This is a genomic window from Oceanicola granulosus HTCC2516 (genome assembly GCF_000153305.1).
Taxonomy (GTDB): domain Bacteria; phylum Pseudomonadota; class Alphaproteobacteria; order Rhodobacterales; family Rhodobacteraceae; genus Oceanicola; species Oceanicola granulosus.
Window position 1 is genome coordinate 2,026,812 of sequence record NZ_CH724107.1, and the last position, 19,176, is coordinate 2,045,987.

The 19,176-nt window shown below is 72.1% G+C and carries 19 protein-coding genes; 10 read left to right on the plus strand and 9 right to left on the minus strand.

All coding sequences use genetic code 11. The features are described 5' to 3' along the window. Positions 1-11 precede the first annotated feature (11 nt). From OG2516_RS09785 to OG2516_RS09805, 5 genes are all read right to left on the minus strand, one after another. On the minus strand, positions 12-461 hold the full coding sequence (locus OG2516_RS09785) for a YtoQ family protein (RefSeq protein ID WP_007255502.1): 450 nt from the start codon (positions 459-461) through the stop codon (positions 12-14). After that, positions 458-2,857, minus strand: a complete 2,400-nt coding sequence (gene pheT / locus OG2516_RS09790) for a phenylalanine--tRNA ligase subunit beta (RefSeq protein WP_007255503.1) — start codon at positions 2,855-2,857, stop codon at positions 458-460. Before pheT ends, OG2516_RS09785 begins: the two co-directional genes overlap by 4 nt. 74 nt (positions 2,858-2,931) lie before the next feature. Continuing rightward, on the minus strand, positions 2,932-3,528 hold the full coding sequence (locus OG2516_RS18985) for a YjbF family lipoprotein (protein WP_007255504.1): 597 nt from the start codon (positions 3,526-3,528) through the stop codon (positions 2,932-2,934). Beyond that, a complete protein-coding gene (locus OG2516_RS09800; RefSeq protein WP_007255505.1) occupies positions 3,525-5,588 on the minus strand; it encodes a YjbH domain-containing protein in 2,064 nt (687 codons plus the stop codon). The genes OG2516_RS18985 and OG2516_RS09800 overlap by 4 nt, the downstream gene beginning before the upstream one ends. Further along, positions 5,578-6,243: a sugar transferase gene (locus tag OG2516_RS09805; RefSeq protein WP_007255506.1), complete on the minus strand. Its 666-nt coding sequence runs from the start codon at positions 6,241-6,243 to the stop codon at positions 5,578-5,580. The genes OG2516_RS09800 and OG2516_RS09805 overlap by 11 nt, the downstream gene beginning before the upstream one ends. 236 nt (positions 6,244-6,479) lie before the next feature. Between OG2516_RS09805 and OG2516_RS09810 the strand changes: the two genes are divergently transcribed. The 4 genes from OG2516_RS09810 to OG2516_RS09825 are packed head-to-tail and all read left to right on the plus strand — an operon-like array spanning position 6,480 to position 10,611. After that, on the plus strand, positions 6,480-7,091 hold the full coding sequence (locus tag OG2516_RS09810; protein ID WP_007255507.1) for a CDP-alcohol phosphatidyltransferase family protein: 612 nt from the start codon (positions 6,480-6,482) through the stop codon (positions 7,089-7,091). 14 nt (positions 7,092-7,105) lie between these two features. Continuing rightward, positions 7,106-8,299, plus strand: a complete 1,194-nt coding sequence (locus OG2516_RS09815) for an ABC transporter substrate-binding protein (RefSeq protein ID WP_007255508.1) — start codon at positions 7,106-7,108, stop codon at positions 8,297-8,299. A 58-nt stretch (positions 8,300-8,357) separates the two neighbouring features. Then, on the plus strand, positions 8,358-9,986 hold the full coding sequence (locus OG2516_RS09820) for an ABC transporter permease (protein ID WP_050769163.1): 1,629 nt from the start codon (positions 8,358-8,360) through the stop codon (positions 9,984-9,986). Further along, positions 9,979-10,611 (plus strand): ATP-binding cassette domain-containing protein, encoded by a 633-nt coding sequence (locus OG2516_RS09825; RefSeq protein WP_007255510.1) that lies wholly within the window; start codon positions 9,979-9,981, stop codon positions 10,609-10,611. Before OG2516_RS09820 ends, OG2516_RS09825 begins: the two co-directional genes overlap by 8 nt. On the opposite strand, the gene fliP is transcribed toward OG2516_RS09825, so the two are convergent. From fliP to fliF, 4 genes are read right to left on the minus strand one after another with little or no spacing between them, the layout of a single operon-like run. Beyond that, positions 10,605-11,345, minus strand: a complete 741-nt coding sequence (gene fliP / locus OG2516_RS09830; protein WP_007255511.1) for a flagellar type III secretion system pore protein FliP — start codon at positions 11,343-11,345, stop codon at positions 10,605-10,607. The genes OG2516_RS09825 and fliP overlap by 7 nt on opposite strands. A 5-nt stretch (positions 11,346-11,350) precedes the next feature. After that, positions 11,351-11,641, minus strand: a complete 291-nt coding sequence (locus OG2516_RS09835) for a FliM/FliN family flagellar motor switch protein (protein WP_007255512.1) — start codon at positions 11,639-11,641, stop codon at positions 11,351-11,353. Beyond that, the gene (locus OG2516_RS09840) at positions 11,634-12,212 is read right to left on the minus strand and encodes a FliH/SctL family protein (protein WP_007255513.1); all 579 of its coding nucleotides are present in this window, start codon (positions 12,210-12,212) and stop codon (positions 11,634-11,636) included. Before OG2516_RS09840 ends, OG2516_RS09835 begins: the two co-directional genes overlap by 8 nt. Further along, complete coding sequence (gene fliF / locus OG2516_RS09845; protein ID WP_040615072.1) at positions 12,213-13,826, minus strand: flagellar basal-body MS-ring/collar protein FliF; 1,614 nt, start codon at positions 13,824-13,826, stop codon at positions 12,213-12,215. It abuts the gene before it with no gap. Positions 13,827-13,948: 122 nt separating this feature from the next. On the opposite strand from fliF, the gene OG2516_RS09850 reads away from it, so the two are divergent. From OG2516_RS09850 to OG2516_RS09875, 6 genes are all read left to right on the plus strand, one after another. Then, entirely contained in the window at positions 13,949-14,437 is a 489-nt protein-coding gene (locus tag OG2516_RS09850) for a flagellar basal body-associated FliL family protein (RefSeq protein ID WP_007255515.1), read from the plus strand. A gap of 9 nt (positions 14,438-14,446) precedes the next feature. After that, positions 14,447-14,812 carry a DUF6468 domain-containing protein gene (locus OG2516_RS09855; RefSeq protein ID WP_007255516.1) on the plus strand — a complete coding sequence of 122 codons (366 nt, stop codon included), beginning with the start codon at positions 14,447-14,449 and terminating at the stop codon, positions 14,810-14,812. Next, positions 14,809-15,360: a MotE family protein gene (locus OG2516_RS09860; RefSeq protein ID WP_007255517.1), complete on the plus strand. Its 552-nt coding sequence runs from the start codon at positions 14,809-14,811 to the stop codon at positions 15,358-15,360. Before OG2516_RS09855 ends, OG2516_RS09860 begins: the two co-directional genes overlap by 4 nt. 65 nt (positions 15,361-15,425) lie before the next feature. Beyond that, the gene (motA, locus tag OG2516_RS09865) at positions 15,426-16,295 is read left to right on the plus strand and encodes a flagellar motor stator protein MotA (protein ID WP_007255518.1); all 870 of its coding nucleotides are present in this window, start codon (positions 15,426-15,428) and stop codon (positions 16,293-16,295) included. Further along, complete coding sequence (locus tag OG2516_RS09870) at positions 16,292-18,430, plus strand: hypothetical protein (protein WP_007255519.1); 2,139 nt, start codon at positions 16,292-16,294, stop codon at positions 18,428-18,430. Before motA ends, OG2516_RS09870 begins: the two co-directional genes overlap by 4 nt. Before the next feature lie 68 nt (positions 18,431-18,498). Then, positions 18,499-19,176 carry a transglycosylase SLT domain-containing protein gene (locus OG2516_RS09875; protein WP_007255520.1) on the plus strand — a complete coding sequence of 226 codons (678 nt, stop codon included), beginning with the start codon at positions 18,499-18,501 and terminating at the stop codon, positions 19,174-19,176.

The window sequence follows — 19,176 nt, forward strand, 5'->3', positions numbered from 1 at the left end:
AACCGGCACCCTCAGCGCGGCAGCTCTCCCGTCAGCACGTAGCGCAGGACCTGCACCACCTGCTCCGGCGTCTCGGCGACCGCGAGCGCGGCGGCGTCGATCTCCTTGAGCGCGTGGCCGTGCTCGGGCGGGTGCAGCACCACGAGCGCCTTGCCCAGCGCCGCTGCGTAGCCGGCGTCGAAGGCGGCGTTCCACTGCTTGTACTGCTCGCCGAAGCGCACGACGACGACGTCGGCGCGCTCGATGTAGGTGCGGGTGCGGATTGCGTTGAGGCTGGCGCCCTTGCGGTCGTGCCAGAACTTGCTGTCCTCCGCGCCGAGGATCGCGACGCCGCAATCGTCGCTCGCGGCGTGGTCGGTGACGGGGGCGCTGAAGCTGATGTCGAGGCCCTCGGCCCCGGTCACGATGCGCTCGCGCCAGTCGGTGTGGATCTCGCCCGAGAGGTAAACGTCCAGTGTCATCCGCGTAGCACTCCGCCCGTTGCCTTGGTCACCTTGTCGACGATCTTCGCCGCGACCGCCTCGATCTCCGCCTCGGTCAGCGTCGCCTCGGAAGGTTGCAGCCGCACCGTGATGGCGAGGCTCTTCTTGCCCTCGCCGACGCTGCCGCCGACGAACTCGTCGAACAGCCGCACCTCGTCGATCAGCGCCTTGTCGGCCCCGGCGGCGGCGTTGACCAGGTCGAGCGAGGCGGTGTCGGCGTCGACGACGAAGGCGAAGTCGCGCTCGACGGCCTGCAGGTCGGTCGCCGCGAGCGCCGGGCGCGCGAGGGCGGCCTTGCGCGGCAGCGGCACCTGCTCGGGCCAGATCACGAAGGCCACGGCGGGGCCCTTGAGGTCCATCGCCTTGAGCACCCGGGGGTGCAGCTCGCCGAAGACGCCGAGCACCTTCTTGGGGCCGAGGCAGATGCGCCCGTGCCGGCCGGGATGCCACCAGCCTTCGCCGCCGCGCAGCACCTGCACCTTGGCGGGCGCGCCGATGGCGGAGAGGATGGCCTCGGCATCGGCCTTCACGTCGAACAGGTCGACCGCGCGCGCGGTGCCGTGGACGTCCTTCGGCCCGGTGCGCCCGACGCGCAGACCGGCGATCTCGATCCCCTGGTCCTCCGGCTCGCCACCGGCCCAGACCTGGCCGACCTCGAACAGCGACAGGTCGGCGAAGCCGCGCGCCTGGTTGCGGGCGGCGGCGGCGGCGAGGCTCGGCAGCAGCGAGGGGCGCATGTGGCTCATCTCGCTCGAGATCGGGTTCTCGAGCCGCGTCGCGTCGGTGCCGCCGCCGAACAGGGCCGCGGCGGCCTGGTCGATGAAGCTGTAGGTCACGCACTCGTCGTAGCCGAGCGCCGCCGCGGTGCGGCGGCCGATCTGCTGGCGCTTCTGGCCCGGCGTCAGGATCGGCTTGGGCACGCCCGGCACGGTGCGCGCGAGCGGCTTGCCGACGAGCCTGGTCAGCGAGGCGATGCGGGCGACCTCCTCGACGAGGTCGGCCTCGCCGAGGATGTCGGTGCGCCAGGGCGGCGCGTAGGCCATGTCGCCCTCGAGGGTGAAACCGAGCCGCTCCAGCGTGGCGCGCTGCTCGGCGGCGGGGATGTCCATGCCGACGAGGCTCTGAACGCGGTCGGTGTCGAGCCGGTAGCCGCGCCGCCAGTGGGGGACCTCGCCCGCCTGCACCACCTCGGACGCCTCGCCGCCGGCGATGTCGACGATCATCCGCACCGCGTGCTCCATCCCCTCGGGGGTGAAGGCCGGGTCGATGCCGCGCTCGAACCGGTAGCGGGCGTCGGAATGGATCTTGAGCGCGCGGCCCGTGTAGGCGGTCCGGACCGGGTCGAAGACGGCGGCCTCGACGAACACGTTGACCGTCTCGTCGGTGCAGCCGGTGCGGGCGCCGCCCATGACGCCGGCGATGCTCTCGACACCTTCGGCGTCGGAGATCAGCGTCATGCCGGGCTCGAAGCTGTAGACCTTGTGGTCGAGCGCCTCGAGCGTCTCGCCGCCCTCGGCGCGGTGGACGCGCAGGGTGCCGCCCTTGAGCTGGTCGGCGTCGAAGACGTGCAGCGGGCGGTTCATGTCGTGGGTGAAGAAGTTGGTGACGTCGACGAGGAAGCTGATCGGGCGCAGGCCGATGGCGCGCAGGCGGTCCTGCAGCCACTGGGGCGACGGGCCGTTCTTCACGCCGCGGATGTAGCGGCCGAAGAAAACCGGCGCCTGCGCGCGGGTGTCGTCGTCGATGGTGACGCTGACCGGGCTGGGGAAGCTCTCGGGCACGCGCTCGAGGGTGAGCGGCTTGAGGGTGCCGAGGCCGCGGGCGGCGAGGTCGCGCGCGATGCCGTGGACGCCGAGCGCGTCGCCGCGGTTGGGGGTGATGGCGATCTCGATCACCGGGTCGACCTTGCCGGGGTCGTTGGCGGCGAGCCAGTCGGTGAAGCGCTCGCCGACCTCGCCGGAGGGTAATTCGATGATGCCGTCATGCTCGTCCGACAGCTCCATCTCGCGCTCGGAGCACATCATGCCGTGGCTCTCGATGCCGCGGATCTTGCCGACGCCGATGGTGGTGTCGATGCCGGGGACGTAGACGCCGGGCCTGGCGATGACGACGGTGATGCCGGCGCGGGCGTTGGGTGCGCCGCAGATGATCTGCAACTCGCCGGCATCGGTGGCGACCTGGCAGACCTTGAGCCGGTCGGCCTCGGGGTGCTTCTCGGCGGTGAGCACCTTGCCGATGGTGAAGTCCGCCAGCCGCCCGGCCGGGTTCTCGACGCCTTCGACCTCGAGCCCGAGATCGGTGAGGGTGTCGAGGATGGTGTCGAGATCGGCCTCGGTGTCGAGGTGATCCTTCAGCCAGGAGAGGGTGAATTTCATCGGCGAGGGCTCCGCTGTCCGGCGTGTCGCGGCGTCTTAGCCCATCGCTCCGGCAGGGAAAAGCCGCGCGCGGATCAGCCGGGGCGCAGGGGACGCAGGGAGATTGCGCCGCGCGCCGGGCCGGTCCATTGGCGGGACTGGACGATGCGGCCCGTGGCGTCGAGCCAGTAGAGGTTGAGGAAGCGCTCGGTCTCGCCGGTGCAGGCTTCGTGGAAGAGTCGGGTTTCGGTGGTGTCGAGGGTGCGGGGGCCCTGGTCGGAGATGTCGCAAGTGTAGTGGCGGGTGACGGCGCGGTCGTCGCCCGTGAGGTAGCGATGGCTCCGGGGGGCGGTGCCGGTGCGCCCGGCGGCGAGCAGCGCGGCGCTGGCGCTGGCGTCCGCGGCGAGCAGTTCGGCGCCGTAGCCGCGCACGCCGGCGAGCAGGCCGTACCGGAGGGCGAGCCCGCCGCCTCCGGGGCCGATCCAGCTGTCGACCTCGCCGCGCCGCGCCTCGTGCAGCAGCGGGATGTTGGCGCCGCTGTCGACGAACGCGGCCTGCAGCGCGGGGCCGCCGGCCTCGGCCAGCGCGGCGAAGCGGGGGGCGGGCGCGGTGCTGCAGCCGGCGAGGGGCAGCAGCGCGAGGAGCAGGGCCCGCGCCGCTCTCCCGATCCAGCTCGTCACGTCGCGCGTCATCGGGTGATCCTCGCGAAGCGGTCGTCGATCTCGCCGCCGCGGTAGTCGCGCGTCAGCGGGTAGAGCCGGTGGGCCACGGCGAGCCGCGCGCCGCCGTCGCGCTGCACGGGGCGCAGCACCTGCCGGTGCACCCGCCCCGTGGGGCGGCGGGTGAACCAGTCGAGCGGGACCTCGAAGATCAGCCCCTTGTCGAACGCGCCTTCGCCGAACTCGTCGAAGGACACGTCCGTCAGCGTGGCGAAGGCGCCGATGCGCACGCCGTTGTCGTACTCCCGCATCACGGTCAGCGTGCCGCCCCAGTCACCGGCGAGGTAGCGGCCGACGTCGAGCTGCGCATGAAGCGGGCCGGGCAGATCGTAGTAGGCGGAGGCGTGCCCGGTGAGCGAGTCGTAGCCGCGAAATCCGAACATCTCGTTAAAATCGCGCTGCCGGACCGCGTTGATCTCCAGCCCCAGCGCCAGGGGCCCCTCGAGCGGGTGCCAGAGCAGCTCGGCCGAGACGCCGCCGTACATCCGCTCGAGATAGCCCGCCGTCACCCGGCCGAACAGGTCGCGACCGGGCCGGAACAGGTGCGTCGCGGTGAGCCGGTGAAGCTGCAGGCCGGGCGCGGCGGCATAGCGGACGGCGTCGGTGCGCACGTGCGGCAGGACCGAATCGGAGCGCCGGGTCGCCGTGCCGATCGTGTCGTGCAGCGGGTAGCGCAGGTCGGCGGCGAGGACGAGGCCGGGCATCGGCCGCAGGCTGGCCGTCGCGGCGGCGCCGACGCTGTAGCGCAGGGGGCTGTCGGGATCGAAGAGCGACGTCTCCACGTAGGGCGCGAGGGCGACGTGGCCGGCCGGGTAGGCGACGGGAAGCTCGCCGGCGCGGGTCGGGCGGGCGTCGGCGAGGGTGGTGGCGGCGCGCAGGATGCGGTCGCCCTCGAGCGCGTGCTCGCCCGCCTCCAGCGCGGCGCGGGAGATCGAAACGGTGGTGATCGGCAGGCCGTAGCGCACGAAGGTGATGTCGAACTGCGTCACCTCGGGGGGCAGCACGTTGGCCATCACCCGCGCCGTGCGGCCGGCGGCCTGCGGCACCGCGCTCCAGACCTCGTTGACCACCCGCACCCCGGCGCGCGGGCCGTCGCGGGTCAGGCCCTCGAGCACGATCCCCTCGGCGAGCAGCCGCGCGTCGAGCGTCTCGCGCAGGGCGTTCGGGCTGGCGCCGGGGCGGTTCCAGCTCCGGGCGGCGACCGTGTCGCGCGGCGCGAGCGGCTCGGGCAGGCCCTCGCGGCCGCCGGGGTGGCGCGGGCGCGCGGGGTCGAGTCTGTAGCCGAGGGTCAGTCCGATGTCGCGGCCGTAGAGGTAGGCGGCGCCGAGGGTGAGGCCGTTGTCGAAGCGGTGGCGCAGGCCGAGATTGACCGGGGCGGCGATGTCGTGCGCGGCGCCGCGCGCGCGCTCCTGGCGGTAGAGGTCGGGGCTGTACTCGGCGAGCAGGGTCGTCCGGCCGGCGATCTGGTAGCTGAGCCCGGCGAAGGGCGCGGCGGGGCCGCGGAACCACTGGCCGGCGTCGAGCTGGCCGGTGTCGGTGTCGGGCGCGGGGCGCTCGGCGAAGGGGCCGGGCAGCGCGCCGAGGGGCACGCGCCCGGCGAGCCGGCCCCAGCCGAGACCGGCCGTCACCGCGAGCGGACCGATCTGTTTGGTCGCGACGAGGTATTCGCTGCTGTAGATGCCGGTGCCGCCGAAATCGCGCAGACCGAGCGCGACGGCGGGGCGGCGCGGGCCTTCGGCGAGCAGATCGAGGTGGAGGTCGAAGCTGCGGTCGTAGCGAGTCCCCAGGCCGTCGTAGTCGAAGCCGTCGATGATCGCGTAGCGGGCGGCGCCGCGCAGGCGGGGGGTGAGCTGGTAGCTCAGCGCCGCGCGGGTGGAGGGGCCGACGCGGGCGAGGCCGAAGGCGAGGGTGCCGTCGGGGCGCGCGCCGGCGGTCGGCATCTCGAGCAGGCCGGGCGTCGCGTACGTGCCGAGCGGCGCGGCCTCGACCGCGCCGACCGCGAGCGCGAGGAGGGCGGCGAGCCTAATGCCCATTGGCCCGCAGCACCACGCGCACGGTGCGCAGCAGCAGCCGAAGGTCGGTCCGCGGCGACAGGGCGGCGCTGTAAGCGCGGTCGAACCGGACCCGCTCGGCGAAGGTCGTCTTGCCCCGGGCCGAGACCTGCCAGGGGCCGGTCAACCCGGGGCGCAGGCTATAATAGTGGCTGCCGCCGGCGGCGCGGTAGAGGGACTCCTGCTCGATGGTAAACGGGCGCGGGCCGACGAGGCTCATGTCGCCGCGCAGGACGTTCCAGAGCTGGGGCAATTCGTCGAGGCTCGTCCTGCGCAACAGCCGGCCAAGCGGCGTCACGCGGGGGTCGTCGCGCAACTTCTGGTAGGTGCGCCACTCGGCGGCCAGGCGGGGATCGCGGGCGCAGAGGCGCGCGAGCCGGGCCTCGGCGTCGGGCACCATGGTGCGCAGCTTGTAGCAGCGGAAGGTCGCGCCGCCCTGCCCCACCCGCTCCTGGGCGAAGAAGGCCGGGCCGCCCTGCAGGCGCGCGGCGAGCCATGCCAGCGCGATGATCGGCAGGACGAACGGCGCGAGGGCGAGACAGGCGGCGATGTCGAGCAGGCGCTTGCCGGCGACGCGGTAGAAGAAGCCGCGCCGGAGAGTGAGGGCGGGGCGTAGGATGACGGACGGGCTGAACATGGCGCGCTCCCGGAGGTCGACCCGGATGCAACCCTGGGCCGATTCTGCAGATTTTCTGAAACTGGTGCGCAGTTCGTAGCCGGGAGGTCTTAAGCGCCGGTTAAAGGCGCATTAAGCAGTACACTTTCTACCGCAAAGCCTTGGTGAAGCGGCGTTTCACCGGCTCACGATCGTGTCACAGCGATTGCCGGAGCGGCCGGCTTGACCCAGAACGTATCGCAGACAGGATCAATCGCATGTTCGACGCCTCCCTCCGCCGCGTGATCGACCCCCCGCTCAACGCGGCCGGGGCCCGGCTGGCGCGGCGTGGAGTCAGCGCCGACCAGGTCACGCTCGCCGGGCTCGCCATCGGACTCGGGGCGGCGCTGGCGATCTGCGGCGGGATGTTCGTGCTGGCGCTGCTGCTGATCCTCGCGTCGCGACTCGCCGACGGACTCGACGGCGCCGTCGCCCGCGCCAGCCGCAAGACCGACGTCGGCGGCTTCCTCGATATCGTCGCCGATTTCGCCTTCTACGGCGCCGTGCCACTGGCCTTCGTGGTTCATGATCCGGCCGCGAACGGCCTCGCCGGGGCGTTCCTGCTGGCCGCGTTCTACGTCAACGGGACGAGCTTCCTCGGCTACGCGATCCTCGCCGAGAAGCGCCGGATGCACACGTCGGCACAGGGGCAGAAGACGCTTTACTACTCGAACGGCCTGCTGGAAGGTGCCGAGACGATCGCCCTCTTCCTGGCCATCTGCCTGTTTCCAAACCTGTTTCCGCCGCTCGCCTGGATCTTCGGCGCGCTGTGCCTCGTCACCGCCACCCTCAGGGTGCTCGCCGCCCGCCGCGTCTTCGCCGACGCCTGATCGAAAGGATTTCCATGCGCGCCGCCTTCCTCGCCGCCCTGCTCGCCCCGCTCCCGGCCCTCGCCGACACCGACCCCACCGACTGGGACGCGGTGCTCGCCGCCGCCGAGGGGCAGACCGTCTACTGGAACGCCTGGGGCGGCTCGACGACGACGAACGACTTCATCGCCTGGATCGGCGAGCGGGTGGCCGAGGAGCACGGGGTGACGCTCGAGCACGTCAAGCTCACCGACACCGCCGACGCGGTGACGCGGGTGCTCGCCGAGCGCGAGGCGGGGCAGGACGCGGACGGGGCGATCGACCTCATCTGGATCAACGGCGCGAACTTCGCGGCGATGAAGGACGCGGACCTGCTGTTCGGGCCCTTCGCCGAGCAATTGCCGAACTGGCGCTACGTCGACACCGCCAAGAGCGTGACGACCGACTTCACCGTGCCGACGCAGGGCTACGAGTCGCCCTGGGCGATGGCGCAGGTGGTGTTCATGTACGACAGCGCCGACCTCGCCGAGCCCCCGGCCTCGATGGCCGCGATCCTCGACTTCGCGCGCGCCAACCCGGGCCGGTTCACCTACCCGCAGCCGCCGGACTTCCTCGGCACGACCTTCCTCAAGCAGGCGCTGATTGACCTCGCCGACGACCCGTCGCTGCTCGCGCGGCCGGTCGAGGAGGTGGATTACGAGGCCGTCACGGCGCCGCTCTGGGCGTGGCTCGAGGAGCTGACGCCGCTGCTCTGGCGCGAGGGGCGGGCCTATCCGCAGACCGGGCCGCGGCAGCTGCAGCTGATGAACGACGACGAGATCGACCTCGCGATCAGCTTCTCGCCGGGCGAAGCCTCGACGGCCATCGCCAACTTCCAGCTGCCCGAGTCCGTGCGCACCTTCGTGCTCGACAAGGGCACGATCGGCAACGCCAGCTTCGTGGCGATCCCCTACAACAGCGGCTCCAAGGAGGGCGCGATGGTGGTCGCCAACGCGCTGCTCTCGCCCGAGGCGCAGGCCCGGGCGCAGGATCCGGAGGTGCTCGGCTACGGCACCGTGCTCGACGTCGCGGCGCTGCCCGAGGCGGCGCGCGCGGCCTTCGATGCGCTGGATCTCGGGGTGGCGACGCTCTCGCCCGAGGAACTGGGGCAGGTGCAGGACGAGCCGCACCCGAGCTGGGCGACGCGGCTCGCCGAGGATTGGGAGGCGCGCTACGGCGTTGCCCGGTAGACGCGTGCACGACCGGCGCGGCCGGCTGCGGGCCTTCCCGCTGCTGACGCTGGCGGCGATGCTCGGCCCGCTCGCGGCGGGGCTGTGGTGGACGATCCGCCCGGCGCTCGGGATGATGGACGGCGCCCCCTCGCTCGGCCCGCTGCGCGCGACGCTCGACTGGCCGGGGCTGCCGGCGGCGTCGTGGCTGTCGCTGACGAGCGGCGCCGTGGCCACGCTCGGGGCGCTCGCCATCACGGCGCTGATCCTCGCGGGCTGGACCGGCACCCGCGCCTTCGGGCTGCTGCAACGGCTGCTGTCGCCGCTGCTCGCCCTGCCCCACGCGGCCGCGGCCTTCGGCCTCGCCTTCCTGATCGCGCCGTCGGGCTGGATCGCCCGTGCCGTCTCGCCCTGGGCGACGGGTTGGGAGCGGCCGCCCGACCTGCTGATCGTGCAGGACCCGTGGGGGCTGGCGCTCGCGGCCGGGCTGATCGTGAAGGAGGTGCCGTTCCTGCTCCTCGTCAGCCTCGCCGCGCTGCCGCAGGCCGAGGCGCCGCAATCGCTCCGCATCGCGCGCGCGCTGGGCTACGGCCGTGTCACGGGCTTCCTGCTGACGGTGTTCCCGCGGCTCTACAGCCAGATCCGGCTGCCGGTCTACGTCACCCTCGCCTACTCGATGTCGACGGTCGACGTCGCCATCATCCTCGGCCCCAACACCCCGCCGACGCTCTCGGTGCAGATCGTGCGCTGGATGGCCGACCCGGACCTGGCGCTGCGCGAGCTGGCGGCGGTGGCGGCGCTCTGGCAGCTGGCGCTGGTGCTGGGCGGCATCGCGCTGTGGCGGGCGGGCGAGGTGCTCGTCGGGCGACTCGGCGCGCTGTGGATCGGCTCGGGGCGGCGCGGGCGGCTCGACGGCGTGGCGGGCGGCGCGGGCTTCGTGCTGGCGCTGCTCACCGCGCTCGCGGTGCTGGCGGGGCTGGCGGGGCTGGCGCTCTGGTCGGTCGCGGGCTTCTGGAGCTTCCCCGACGCGCTCCCCGACAGCCTCACCGGGCGCAGCTGGGCGCGCCACGGGTCGGACGCGCTCGCCACCTTCGGCGACACCGCGCTGATCGCCGGCGCCGCCACGCTCGCCGCGCTCGCGCTCACCGTCGGCTGCCTCGAGACCGAGCATCGCGGCGGGTTGCGGCCCTCGCGCAGCCTGCTGCTCCTCTACCTGCCGCTGCTGATCCCGCAGACGGCGTTCCTGCCGGGGCTGCAGATCATGCTGATCCGGCTGCGGCTCGATCACGGCCTCCTCCCGGTCATCCTCGCGCACCTCGTCTTCGTGCTGCCCTACGTCTTCCTGTCGCTCTCCGGCCCCTGGCGCGCCTGGGACGGGCGCATCGCCACCCTCGCCGCCGCGCTGGGCGCGGCGCCGGGGCGGACGCTGTGGCAGGTGCGCCTGCCGATGATGCTGCGCCCGCTGCTGACGGCGGCGGCGGTCGGCTTCGCGGTCTCGGTGGGGCAGTACCTGCCGACGCTGCTGACCGGGGGCGGCCGCGTCTCGACGCTGACGACGGAGGCGCTCGCGCTCGCCTCGGGAGGAGACCGGCGGGCGATCGGGGTCTGGAGCCTGATGCAGGCGCTCGCGGCGTTCCTGCCCTTCGCGCTCGCGCTCGCGCTGCCGGCGCTGCTGTTCCGCAACCGGCGGGGGATGGCCCATGGCTGAGGCGCTGGTGCTCGACGATGTCTGCATCCAGGCCGACTCGCGGCGGCTGCTGGAGATCGACCGGACCATCGCGCCGGGCGCGGTGCTGACCCTGATGGGACCGTCGGGCGTGGGCAAGTCGACGCTGCTCGCCTGGATGACCGGGAGCCTGCCGCCCGACTTCGCCGCGCGGGGGCGGCTGCGGCTCGGACGCCAGGACATCACCGACCTGCCGCCGCACCGCCGCCGCCTCGGCATCCTGTTTCAGGACGACCTGCTGTTTCCGCACATGTCGGTGGGGCAGAACCTCGCCTTCGGCCTCGCCCGCGGCGGCGACCGGCGGGCGCGCATCGCCGAGGCGCTCGAGGAGGTCGAGCTCGCCGGCTTCGAACATCGCGATCCGGCGACGCTGTCGGGCGGGCAGAAGGCGCGGGTGTCGCTGATGCGGATGCTGCTGTCGGAGCCCGCCGCGCTGCTGCTCGACGAGCCCTTCTCGCGGCTCGATGCGGCGCTGCGCGCGCAGGTCCGCACGATGGTGTTCGAGCGCGCGCGGGCGCGGATGCTGCCCGTCCTGCTCGTCACCCACGACGGCGCCGACGCCGAGGCCGCGGGCGGCGACTTGGTGACCCTCGACCACGCTCATTGATACCCCCGCACCAGCGCCTCGGCCACCAATGTCCAGCCGTCGGCCACGACGAAGAAGGCGAGCTTGAAGGGCAGCGACACGATGGCCGGCGGCACCATCATCATCCCCATCGACATCAGCACCGCCGCGACGACGAGATCGATGATCAGGAACGGCAGGAACAGCAGGAAGCCGACCTGGAAGGCGCGCTCGATCTCGCTGAGCAGGAACGAGGGCACCAGGACCGACAGGGGCGCGGCCTCCGGTGCGGGGGGTGGCGCGCTGCCGCGCAGGTCGGCCAGCGAGGCCAGCGCGGACGGATCGACCCGCGCGGCCATGAAGGTGCGGAAGGGCGCTATGGCGCCGGCGAACGCCTCTTCCAGGCTCGCCTCCCCCGCCGCCAGCGGCGCGCCGCCGGCCTCCCAGGCGGCGCGGAAGACGGGCTCCATCACGAAGTAGGTCAGGAACAGCGCGAGCGTCACGATCAGCATGTTAGGCGGCGATTGCTGCAGCCCGATCGCCTGCCGCAGGATCGCGAGGACGGTGACGATGAAGGGGAAGCAGGTGATCATGATCGCCAGCCCCGGCACGAGGCTCAGCAGCGTGACGAGGAGGAGCAGCTGGATCGAGCGGGTGGCGAGCGAGCCGTCCTCGCCGAGCGACAGCGTCACCTCCTGCGCGGCCGCCGGCGTGGCCGCCAGGCCGGCGGCAAAGCCGGCGGCGAGGCCGACGAGGAGGAGCGGGGCCGCGCGCACCGGCCTCAGCCAAGCCCGCCCGTCCGCGCCACCTCGGTCAGGCGGACCGCGAGCTGGCCGGGCTCGCCGCCGGCGTGCTCCTGCAACTCGCCGCGCGCGATGAGCCTGTCGCCGACATAGAGCTCGACCGGGTCGTCGACGCCCCGGTCGAGCGGCAGGACGGCGTTCTGATCAAGCGTCAGCAGCTCGCCGACGGAGGGGCGGGCGCGGCCGACGACGATCGTGATCTCGATCGGGACCGCGCGCAGCGGACCGCCCTCCGGGGCGGCGGCGGGAGGGGCGGGGCTGTCATCCATGCAGGGCGCTCCGGGCATCTGGGGGATCGTGAACGAGCGCGTCGAGCGCGGCGGCGATGTCGGCGACGAGGCGGTCGAGGTCGAGCACCGTCTCGCGCTCGGGTGTGCGCAGCAGCACCTCGCCGGGGCCGAGCGCCGGGTTTGCCTCGATCTGGACGGCGAGTCCGGGCTGGGCGGCGACGATCTCGCCCAGCGCCTCCAGCGAGTCCGGCGCGACGAGCAGCGCGATCGGGGTGCGGCTGTCGCCCTCCGCCGCCTCCATCAGCGCCTCGACGACGAAGGCGCCGAGGCTGGCGCGCGCGAGGCCGGGCAGGAGCAGCCCGGCGATTGAGACGAACAGCGGGCGCAGCGACTCAAGCACCTGCTGGCGGGCCTCGGCGTGGGTGAAAGCGAGCTCCGTCAGGCGCTGGACGACGGCGTTGTCAAGTTGCGTGCGCTCGGCCCGCGCCTGCGCCAGCCCGGCCTCGCGCCCCGTCGCGAAGCCGTCTTCGTAGGCGAGCGGCGCGGGGGCGGCGTCGGGCGGCGGAGGGGTGCCGGTGTCGAAGGATTCGAGCGTAAGGATCTGTCCCATCTACACGTTCTCCGGCTCCGACTCTTCCATCCAGCTCTGCAGGATCTGCAGCGTCTCGTCCTGCCGCTCGTCCATCAGCCGGCGCAGCCGCGACACCGGATCGAGGGTCGACAGGTCCTCCTGCGGCGGCGCCCGGTCGAACTCCGCCATGTCGAAGGTCGGCAACTGGCTCATCGCCACCTCGCCGGCCTGCGTCTCGCGCAGCGCCGGCAGGCCCGGTTCGCCGCGGGCGGACGGCTCCATCGTCAGCGCCGGAGGCGGCCCCCGCTCGGGCAGGGCGGCGGGCCGCGCGCCCGTGAGGATCGGGCGGATCACGAACAGCCCGAGCACCAGCGCCACCACCGCCATCACGGCGAGCTGCACCAGCCACATCACGTCGAGCGGCGGTTCGGGAGCGGCGACGTCCAGCGCCTCCGTTCCTGCCACGGCGGGCGGCTCGAACGGCATGGAGCGCAGCGTGATCACATCGCCCCGCGCCTCGTCGAAGCCGACCGCCGACGCCACCAGGTCGCGCAGGACGGCGAGCTCTTCCTCCGACCGCGGCGTGGCCGTCTCCACTCCGGAATCGACCTCGACCGGATCGTTGATCAGCACCGCCACCGTGATCCGCCGCACCGCGCCGGGCGCCCGCAGGACCTCCCGCTCGACCTGCGAGACCTCGTAGTTCGTCAGCTGCCGCGTCTCCGACGCCTGGCTCTCGCTGCCGCCGCCCGCGGCATCGCCATCGGGCAGGTTCGAGGCGACCGTCACCGCGCCAGTGCCGCCGGACGCGCTTTCGCTGCGCTCCGAGACATCCTCGGCGATCGCGACCCGCCCTTCCGGATCGAACTGCCGCTCGCGGATCTGCTCCGTCTCCGTCTCCGTCTCGATGTTGAGCTCGACGACAGCGTTGCCGTGCCCGACACGCGCCTCGAGGAGGCGCTGGAGCCGCTCGCGCATCAGCCGCTCGCGCTCGCCCTGCGCCGCCGGGGCGGAGCTGTCGTCGGCCGCCGCGACGAGGCCTGATTCGTCGATCACCGCCACGTCGTCGGGCGCGAGGCCGGTCACCGCGGAGGCGACGAGGTGGCGGAAGGCCTTGGCCTGCGCCGCCGACAAGCCGCCGCCCGCGCTCGTGACCGTCACCGCCGCCGCCGGCTGGCCTTCGCGCTGGAAGCCGCGGTTGGCCGGGACCGACACGTGCACGCGCACCGCGCGCACGCCGGGGCTCGACTGGATCGTGCGCGCCAGCTCGCCCTCCTTCGCGCGCCAGTAGGCGGCGTCGAACATCTGCGACGTGGTGCCGAAGCCCGAGAGCGAATCGAGCAGCTCGTAGCCCTGCGCCCCGCCGCTCGGCAGCCCCTCGCCCGCCAACGTCATCCGCAGCAGATCGCGCCGCGCGCTCTCCACGTAGATGCCGCTGCCCCGCACCTCGTAGACCTCGCCGCGCGTGTCGAGCGCGGTGACGACCTCGCCCGCGGCCGCGGCATCGAGCCCGGCGTAGAGCAGCGCCATCTGCCGCGTGGGCGTGCTGCGGCCGACGAACAGCACCGCGAGCACGACCACCACCACCGCCGCCCCGACGATCAGGCGACGCCGCGGCTCCAGACCAGACCAGACGGATCCCAGACCTTCCAACAGACACCTCCGCGAACGACCGGACCTTCTGCCCGGCACCCTCCTTCTCGCCGACGGAGCTTAAGAAACGGTTAGCTGTTGGCATGTATCTGTCGGTGCGACGCAAGCAGGAGCCGAGTCGCATGACCGACGAGACAGCAGAGCCGGACGCCGACGCGCCGCCGAAGAAGAGCAAGCTGCCGCTGCTGGTGGGCGTGGTGCTCGCGCTCGCGGGCGCGGGCGGTGGGTTCTTCATCGTGTCCAGCGGCATGATCGGCGGCGGAGCACGGGCGACCGAGAGCGCGGAGCCGGCCGCGCCCGAGCCGCTCGCGCCGGTGGCGTTCCTGCCGCTTGATCCGATCGTGATCAGCCTGCCGCCCAGGTCCGGGGGCGGGCACCTGAAGTTCACCGCTCAGCTCGAAGTTCCGCCAGAGGAGCTGGCGCAGGTCGCCGCGATCCAGCCGCGGATCGTCGACGTGCTCAACGGCTACCTGCGCGCCGTGGATCTCGGAGACCTCGAGGACCCCGCGATGCTGATTCGGCTCCGCGCCCAGATGCTCCACCGCATCGGGGTGGTGGCCGGGGAAGGACGGGTCAACGACCTGTTGATCATGGAATTTGTAACGAATTGAGGACATCTCATGGGTGCGATCGCCGACATCCTCCTCGCCGCAGGCGCTCTCGGAGCCGGCCTCTACTGCCTCGTCCTGTCCCGGCGGCTGCGCCGCTTCACGGATCTGGAGCAAGGGGTGGGCGGCGCCGTCGCCGTGCTCTCGGCGCAGGTCGATGATCTGGTGCGCGCCGTTTCCAGGGCGCGCGCCCAGGCCAGCGAGAACGGCAAGGCCCTCGAGGCGCGCACCGAGCGCGCCGAGGCGGCCGCGAAGCGCCTCGAGCTGCTGATGGCCGCCATGCACGACCTGCCCGACGCGCCCGCGCCGCCCGAGCCGCCGCGGCGGCCGCGCGACAGCTTCTTCGTCCGGCACCCCCTGCGCGGAGAGGATGCATGAGCCTTCGCGCACTCCGCCGGCCGGCGCTCTACGTCATCGCCGCATTGTTGTTCGCGTCGGCCGCGCTGCGCCTGGGGCTCGGCGTGGGCGTCGCCACGGCCGAGACGGGTGCACCGCCCGAGCCCCTCGCCTGCCCGGCCCCCGAGCTGCCGGCGGTGCTGGAAGCGCTCGCCGGCCGCGAGGAGCGTGTCGAGGCGCGCGAACTCGCCATCGCGGACCGGATGCAGGCGCTACGGGTCGCGGAGGCGGAATTTGCCGAGCGGCTGCAGGAGCTTCGCGCGGCCGAGGCGGCCCTTGCCGAGACGATCGCCCGGGTCGAGACCGCTGCCGAAGCCGATCTCGCCCGTCTCGTGGCCGTCTACGAGAACATGAAGCCCGCCGATGCCGCCGCCCTCTTCAGCTCGATGGCGCCTGACTTCGCCGCCGGCTTCATCGGCCGCATGCGCCCCGAGGCCGCCGCCGCCATCCTGACCGGGCTCGAGCCTTCAGCGGCCTACTCGATCAGCGCCATCCTCGCCGGGCGCAACGCGAATGCTCCGACAGAGTAGCCGGATTGACCCGATCTTAACGCCTTCCTCGTAGGGAAGAGGCGCAAGGCAAGGAACGGGCGCGCATGATCGGAATCATCGGCATTGTCATCATCTTCGTGATGGTATTCGGCGGCTATCTCCTCGCGGGCGGCAAGATGGGAATCATCCTGAAGTCGCTGCCCTTCGAGATGATCATGATCGGCGGCGCCGCCATCGGCGCCTTCGTCATCTCCAACGACGTGCCCGCCATCAAGCACACGCTGAAGGACGTCGGTAAGGTCTTCAAGGGCCCGAAATGGAAGGCGGAGGATTACCGAGACCTCCTGTGCCTGCTGTTCGAGCTGATCCGCGTCGCCCGCAACAATCCCGTCGAGATCGAGGAGCATATCGAAACGCCGGAAAGCTCGGCCATTTTCGGACGCTACCCCAAGATCTCCGCCGATGGCGAGGCTCTCGCCCTGATCTGCGACACCCTGCGCTCCGCCTCCATGAACTACGACGACCCGCACCAGGTCGAGGAGGTGCTCGAGAAACGGATCGACGCGTCGCTCCACCACAAGCTGCACTCGACCCACGCGTTGCAGACCATCGCCGACGGCCTTCCGGCGCTCGGGATCGTCGCGGCGGTTCTCGGCGTCATCAAGACGATGGCCTCGATCGACCAGCCGCCGGAGGTCTTGGGCAAGCTGATCGGCGGGGCCCTCGTCGGTACCTTCCTCGGCGTCTTCCTGGCCTATGGCCTCGTCGGCCCGTTCGCCGCAAAGGTCAAATCCGTCATCGAAGACGACATGCACTTCTACCGCCTCATCCGCGAGGTGCTCGTCGCGAACCTTTACCAGCACGCCACCAACATCTGCATCGAGGTCGGCCGCCAAAACACGCCCGGCCAGTACCGGCCGAGCTTCTCGGAGGTCGAGGAGGCGCTGAAAGCCGTCAAGCAGAGCGCCGCATGATCCGTCTCGTCCTCCTCATGCTCGTGATTTGCGGGCCGGCCACGGCAGAGACGATCACCATCCGCAGCGGCTGGCAGCCGGCCTTCACGCGCCTTGTCTTCGCGATCCCCGAGGGTGCGAACTGGTCACTCGCTCCCGATGGCGGGAACTACCGGTTGTCGTTTCCCGAGCGCGAGGTCGCTTTCGACCTCGCCGGAGTCTTCGAGCGGATCCCCCGCGCGCGGCTCGCGGCGCTGACGCCACGGCCGCCTCATCTCACGCTGCAGCTCGCCTGCGCTTGCGAGGCGACGGCTTTCCTCTGGCGCCCGGACCGCCTGGTCGTCGACATCAAGGACGCCGCCCGGCCTCGGGCTGCGCCCGCCGATGCAGCTCCCACGACGGATCCGCCGCTCGATCTGCCGGTGGTGACGGAAGCGGCGCCAGATGTCCCGCCCGCCTTCCTGCCCAGCGTGTTCCGAGAGCCGGAAGCAGCCGACCCGGTCCAGCAAGCGGAAACGGCGCTGGTGGAAAGCGTCGCGCGTGCGGCCAGCCAGGGCTTGCTCTCCATGGAAGCGCTTCCTCCCGACGGGCCCGCAGACGCGCCCCCGCCTCCCCAGCCGCCGGATGTCTCCCCGGCACCGGAGCCCGACACACCCGGCCTCGCGGCCCACACGAGCCTCGACGCAGGCCTCGCCACCTTGTCGCCTCTCCCCACGGGCCTCTCGCACGCCTGCCCTCCGGCCGAGTGGTTCCACTTCCCCGAGCCGGACGGGCAGCCTTTCCACGCGCACGTCGCCGCGGCGCGGCAGTCGCTCGTGGGAGAGTTTGGCGACGCAGTGCCCGCCGCGGCCATGCAACTTGCCCGCACCTACCTCCGGTACGGCTTCGGCGCGGAGGCCATACACGTTCTGGGCCTGACCGAAACCGGACCGGAAGCTGACGCCGTCCAAACTCTCGCCGCCCTACTGGATGGCACTCAACTGCCGCCGGGCAGGCTAACCCAACCCGGTTGCGACGCGGCAGTCGATGTCTGGTCGATCCTCGCCGGTGCTCCAGCGGAGTCAGCCGCGCGGAACGACACGCTCCAGGCCTTCGCCCGCCTGCCGCCGCCGGTGCGCGCGCGGATCGGGGGGCGGCTGGCCGCCAGGTTCCTCGCAGCCGGCGACGAGGACGCGGCGGACACGATCCTCGCGATGGAGCGGCAACAGGCCCCGGGCGAGACCACGCGCTTGGTCGAGGCGGAGCTGGCCGGTCGACGAGACGGTGCCCTCTCCGAGATCCGGGAGCTGACCGAGGCGCTGCGAAACGAGGCGGATCTCGGGCCTGGCGCGCTTCTGGAGCTCTACGACCTCCACATCGCCGAACAGAGACCGCTCCCCGCCGACATCCGCGAGACGGCCGCTGGCCTGGTGTTCCGCTACCGTGACCGGCCGGAGCATGTCGCTCTCGTCAAAGCGGGCGTCGCGGAGCGGCTGATGGCAGAGGATCCCGGCGGCGCCATGGCGCTGCTCGAACTGGCGCGCCCCGACTTGCCGGACGAGGCGTTACGGGCCCTCATGTCCGATATTGTCGTGAAAGAAGCCGAGATCTTGAACGACAGCGACTTCCTCGCGCGCGTTCTTCCGACCCCGCCTCGCCCCCTCGATGCCGCCGCGGAAAATGCTGTCGCGCGCCGCCTTCTGGATCTGCAGCTGCCAGAGGCTGCGCTGTCGGTGCTGACGCAAGAGGCAACGCGCGACGATGCCCGCGCCCGCCGGTATCTGGAGGCGGAAGCCGCCTTGCAATCCGGTCGGCTGGAGACGATGGAAGCGATCCTCGGAGGGCTGAGCGATCCGGCGGCTCAGGCACTGCGCGCGCGTGCCCGGGAGGTGCAGGGTGATTTCGTCGGCGCCTTCGAGAACCGCTCCACACGCCCAGACGAGTTCGATCCCGACGCAGCCTGGCGCGCGGGAGCCCTCGAGCGCCTGGTGACGGCACCCGATGCCGTCGGAGACGCGGCCCGGCGGCACCTCGAGCGTCCCCCAGCCGAGCCCGTGGCGGAATCCGAACTCCTGGCCAGCAGCCGGAAGAACCTCGCCGACGCGGAAGAGGCGCGCAGACTGGCGGAGAGGCTGCTCGCCCAGTTCGATCTGCCGGCCGAGCCCACGATCGACTGAGTATTCGCTTTTTCTAAAGACTTTCCGCCTAGCAAGGCCCCGACCTTCTTGTTGGCAGAAAGCCTTGCATGACCACGCACTCGGCCATCCTCTCCCTGCTGCTCGTGCTGCTCTTTCCGGCAGCCGGCGCGCGCGCCGATCCGGCAGACCTGTGCCTGACGGCCGCGCGAACCGCCGCTGCCGAGACAAACGTGCCGCTCTCGGTGCTCGTCGCGATCAGCCTGACCGAGACGGGCCGGCGCCGCGGCGGCGAGACGCGGCCGTGGCCCTGGACGGTCAACATGGAAGGCGCGGGGCACTGGTTCGACGATGCGCAGGAGGCGCTCAGCTATACGGAGCGGCAGTTCGACGCCGGCAAACGCAGCTTCGACGTCGGCTGCTTCCAGATCAACTACCGCTGGCACGGGCAGCACTTTCCATCGATCAGCGCGATGTTCGATCCGGTCGCCAACGCGCGCTACGCCGCTCGCTTTCTCGTCGATCTGCATGAGGAATTCGGCGATTGGTCTCGCGCAGCCGGCGCCTACCACTCCCGCACCCCCCGCTACGCCGAGCGCTACCGCGTGCGCTTCGACCGGTTCCGCACCGCAGCCCTCGCGCGCGGCGTCGATGCCGAAGCACCGGTTGTCGTGGCCAGGCCGCTGCCGGAGCAGGGGCTCGTGCCGCGCGAGAACCGCTTCCCGCTGCTCCAGGCCGGCGGCCGCCCGCTCGGCAACGGGTCGCTCGTCCCGATGAGCGGGGGATGA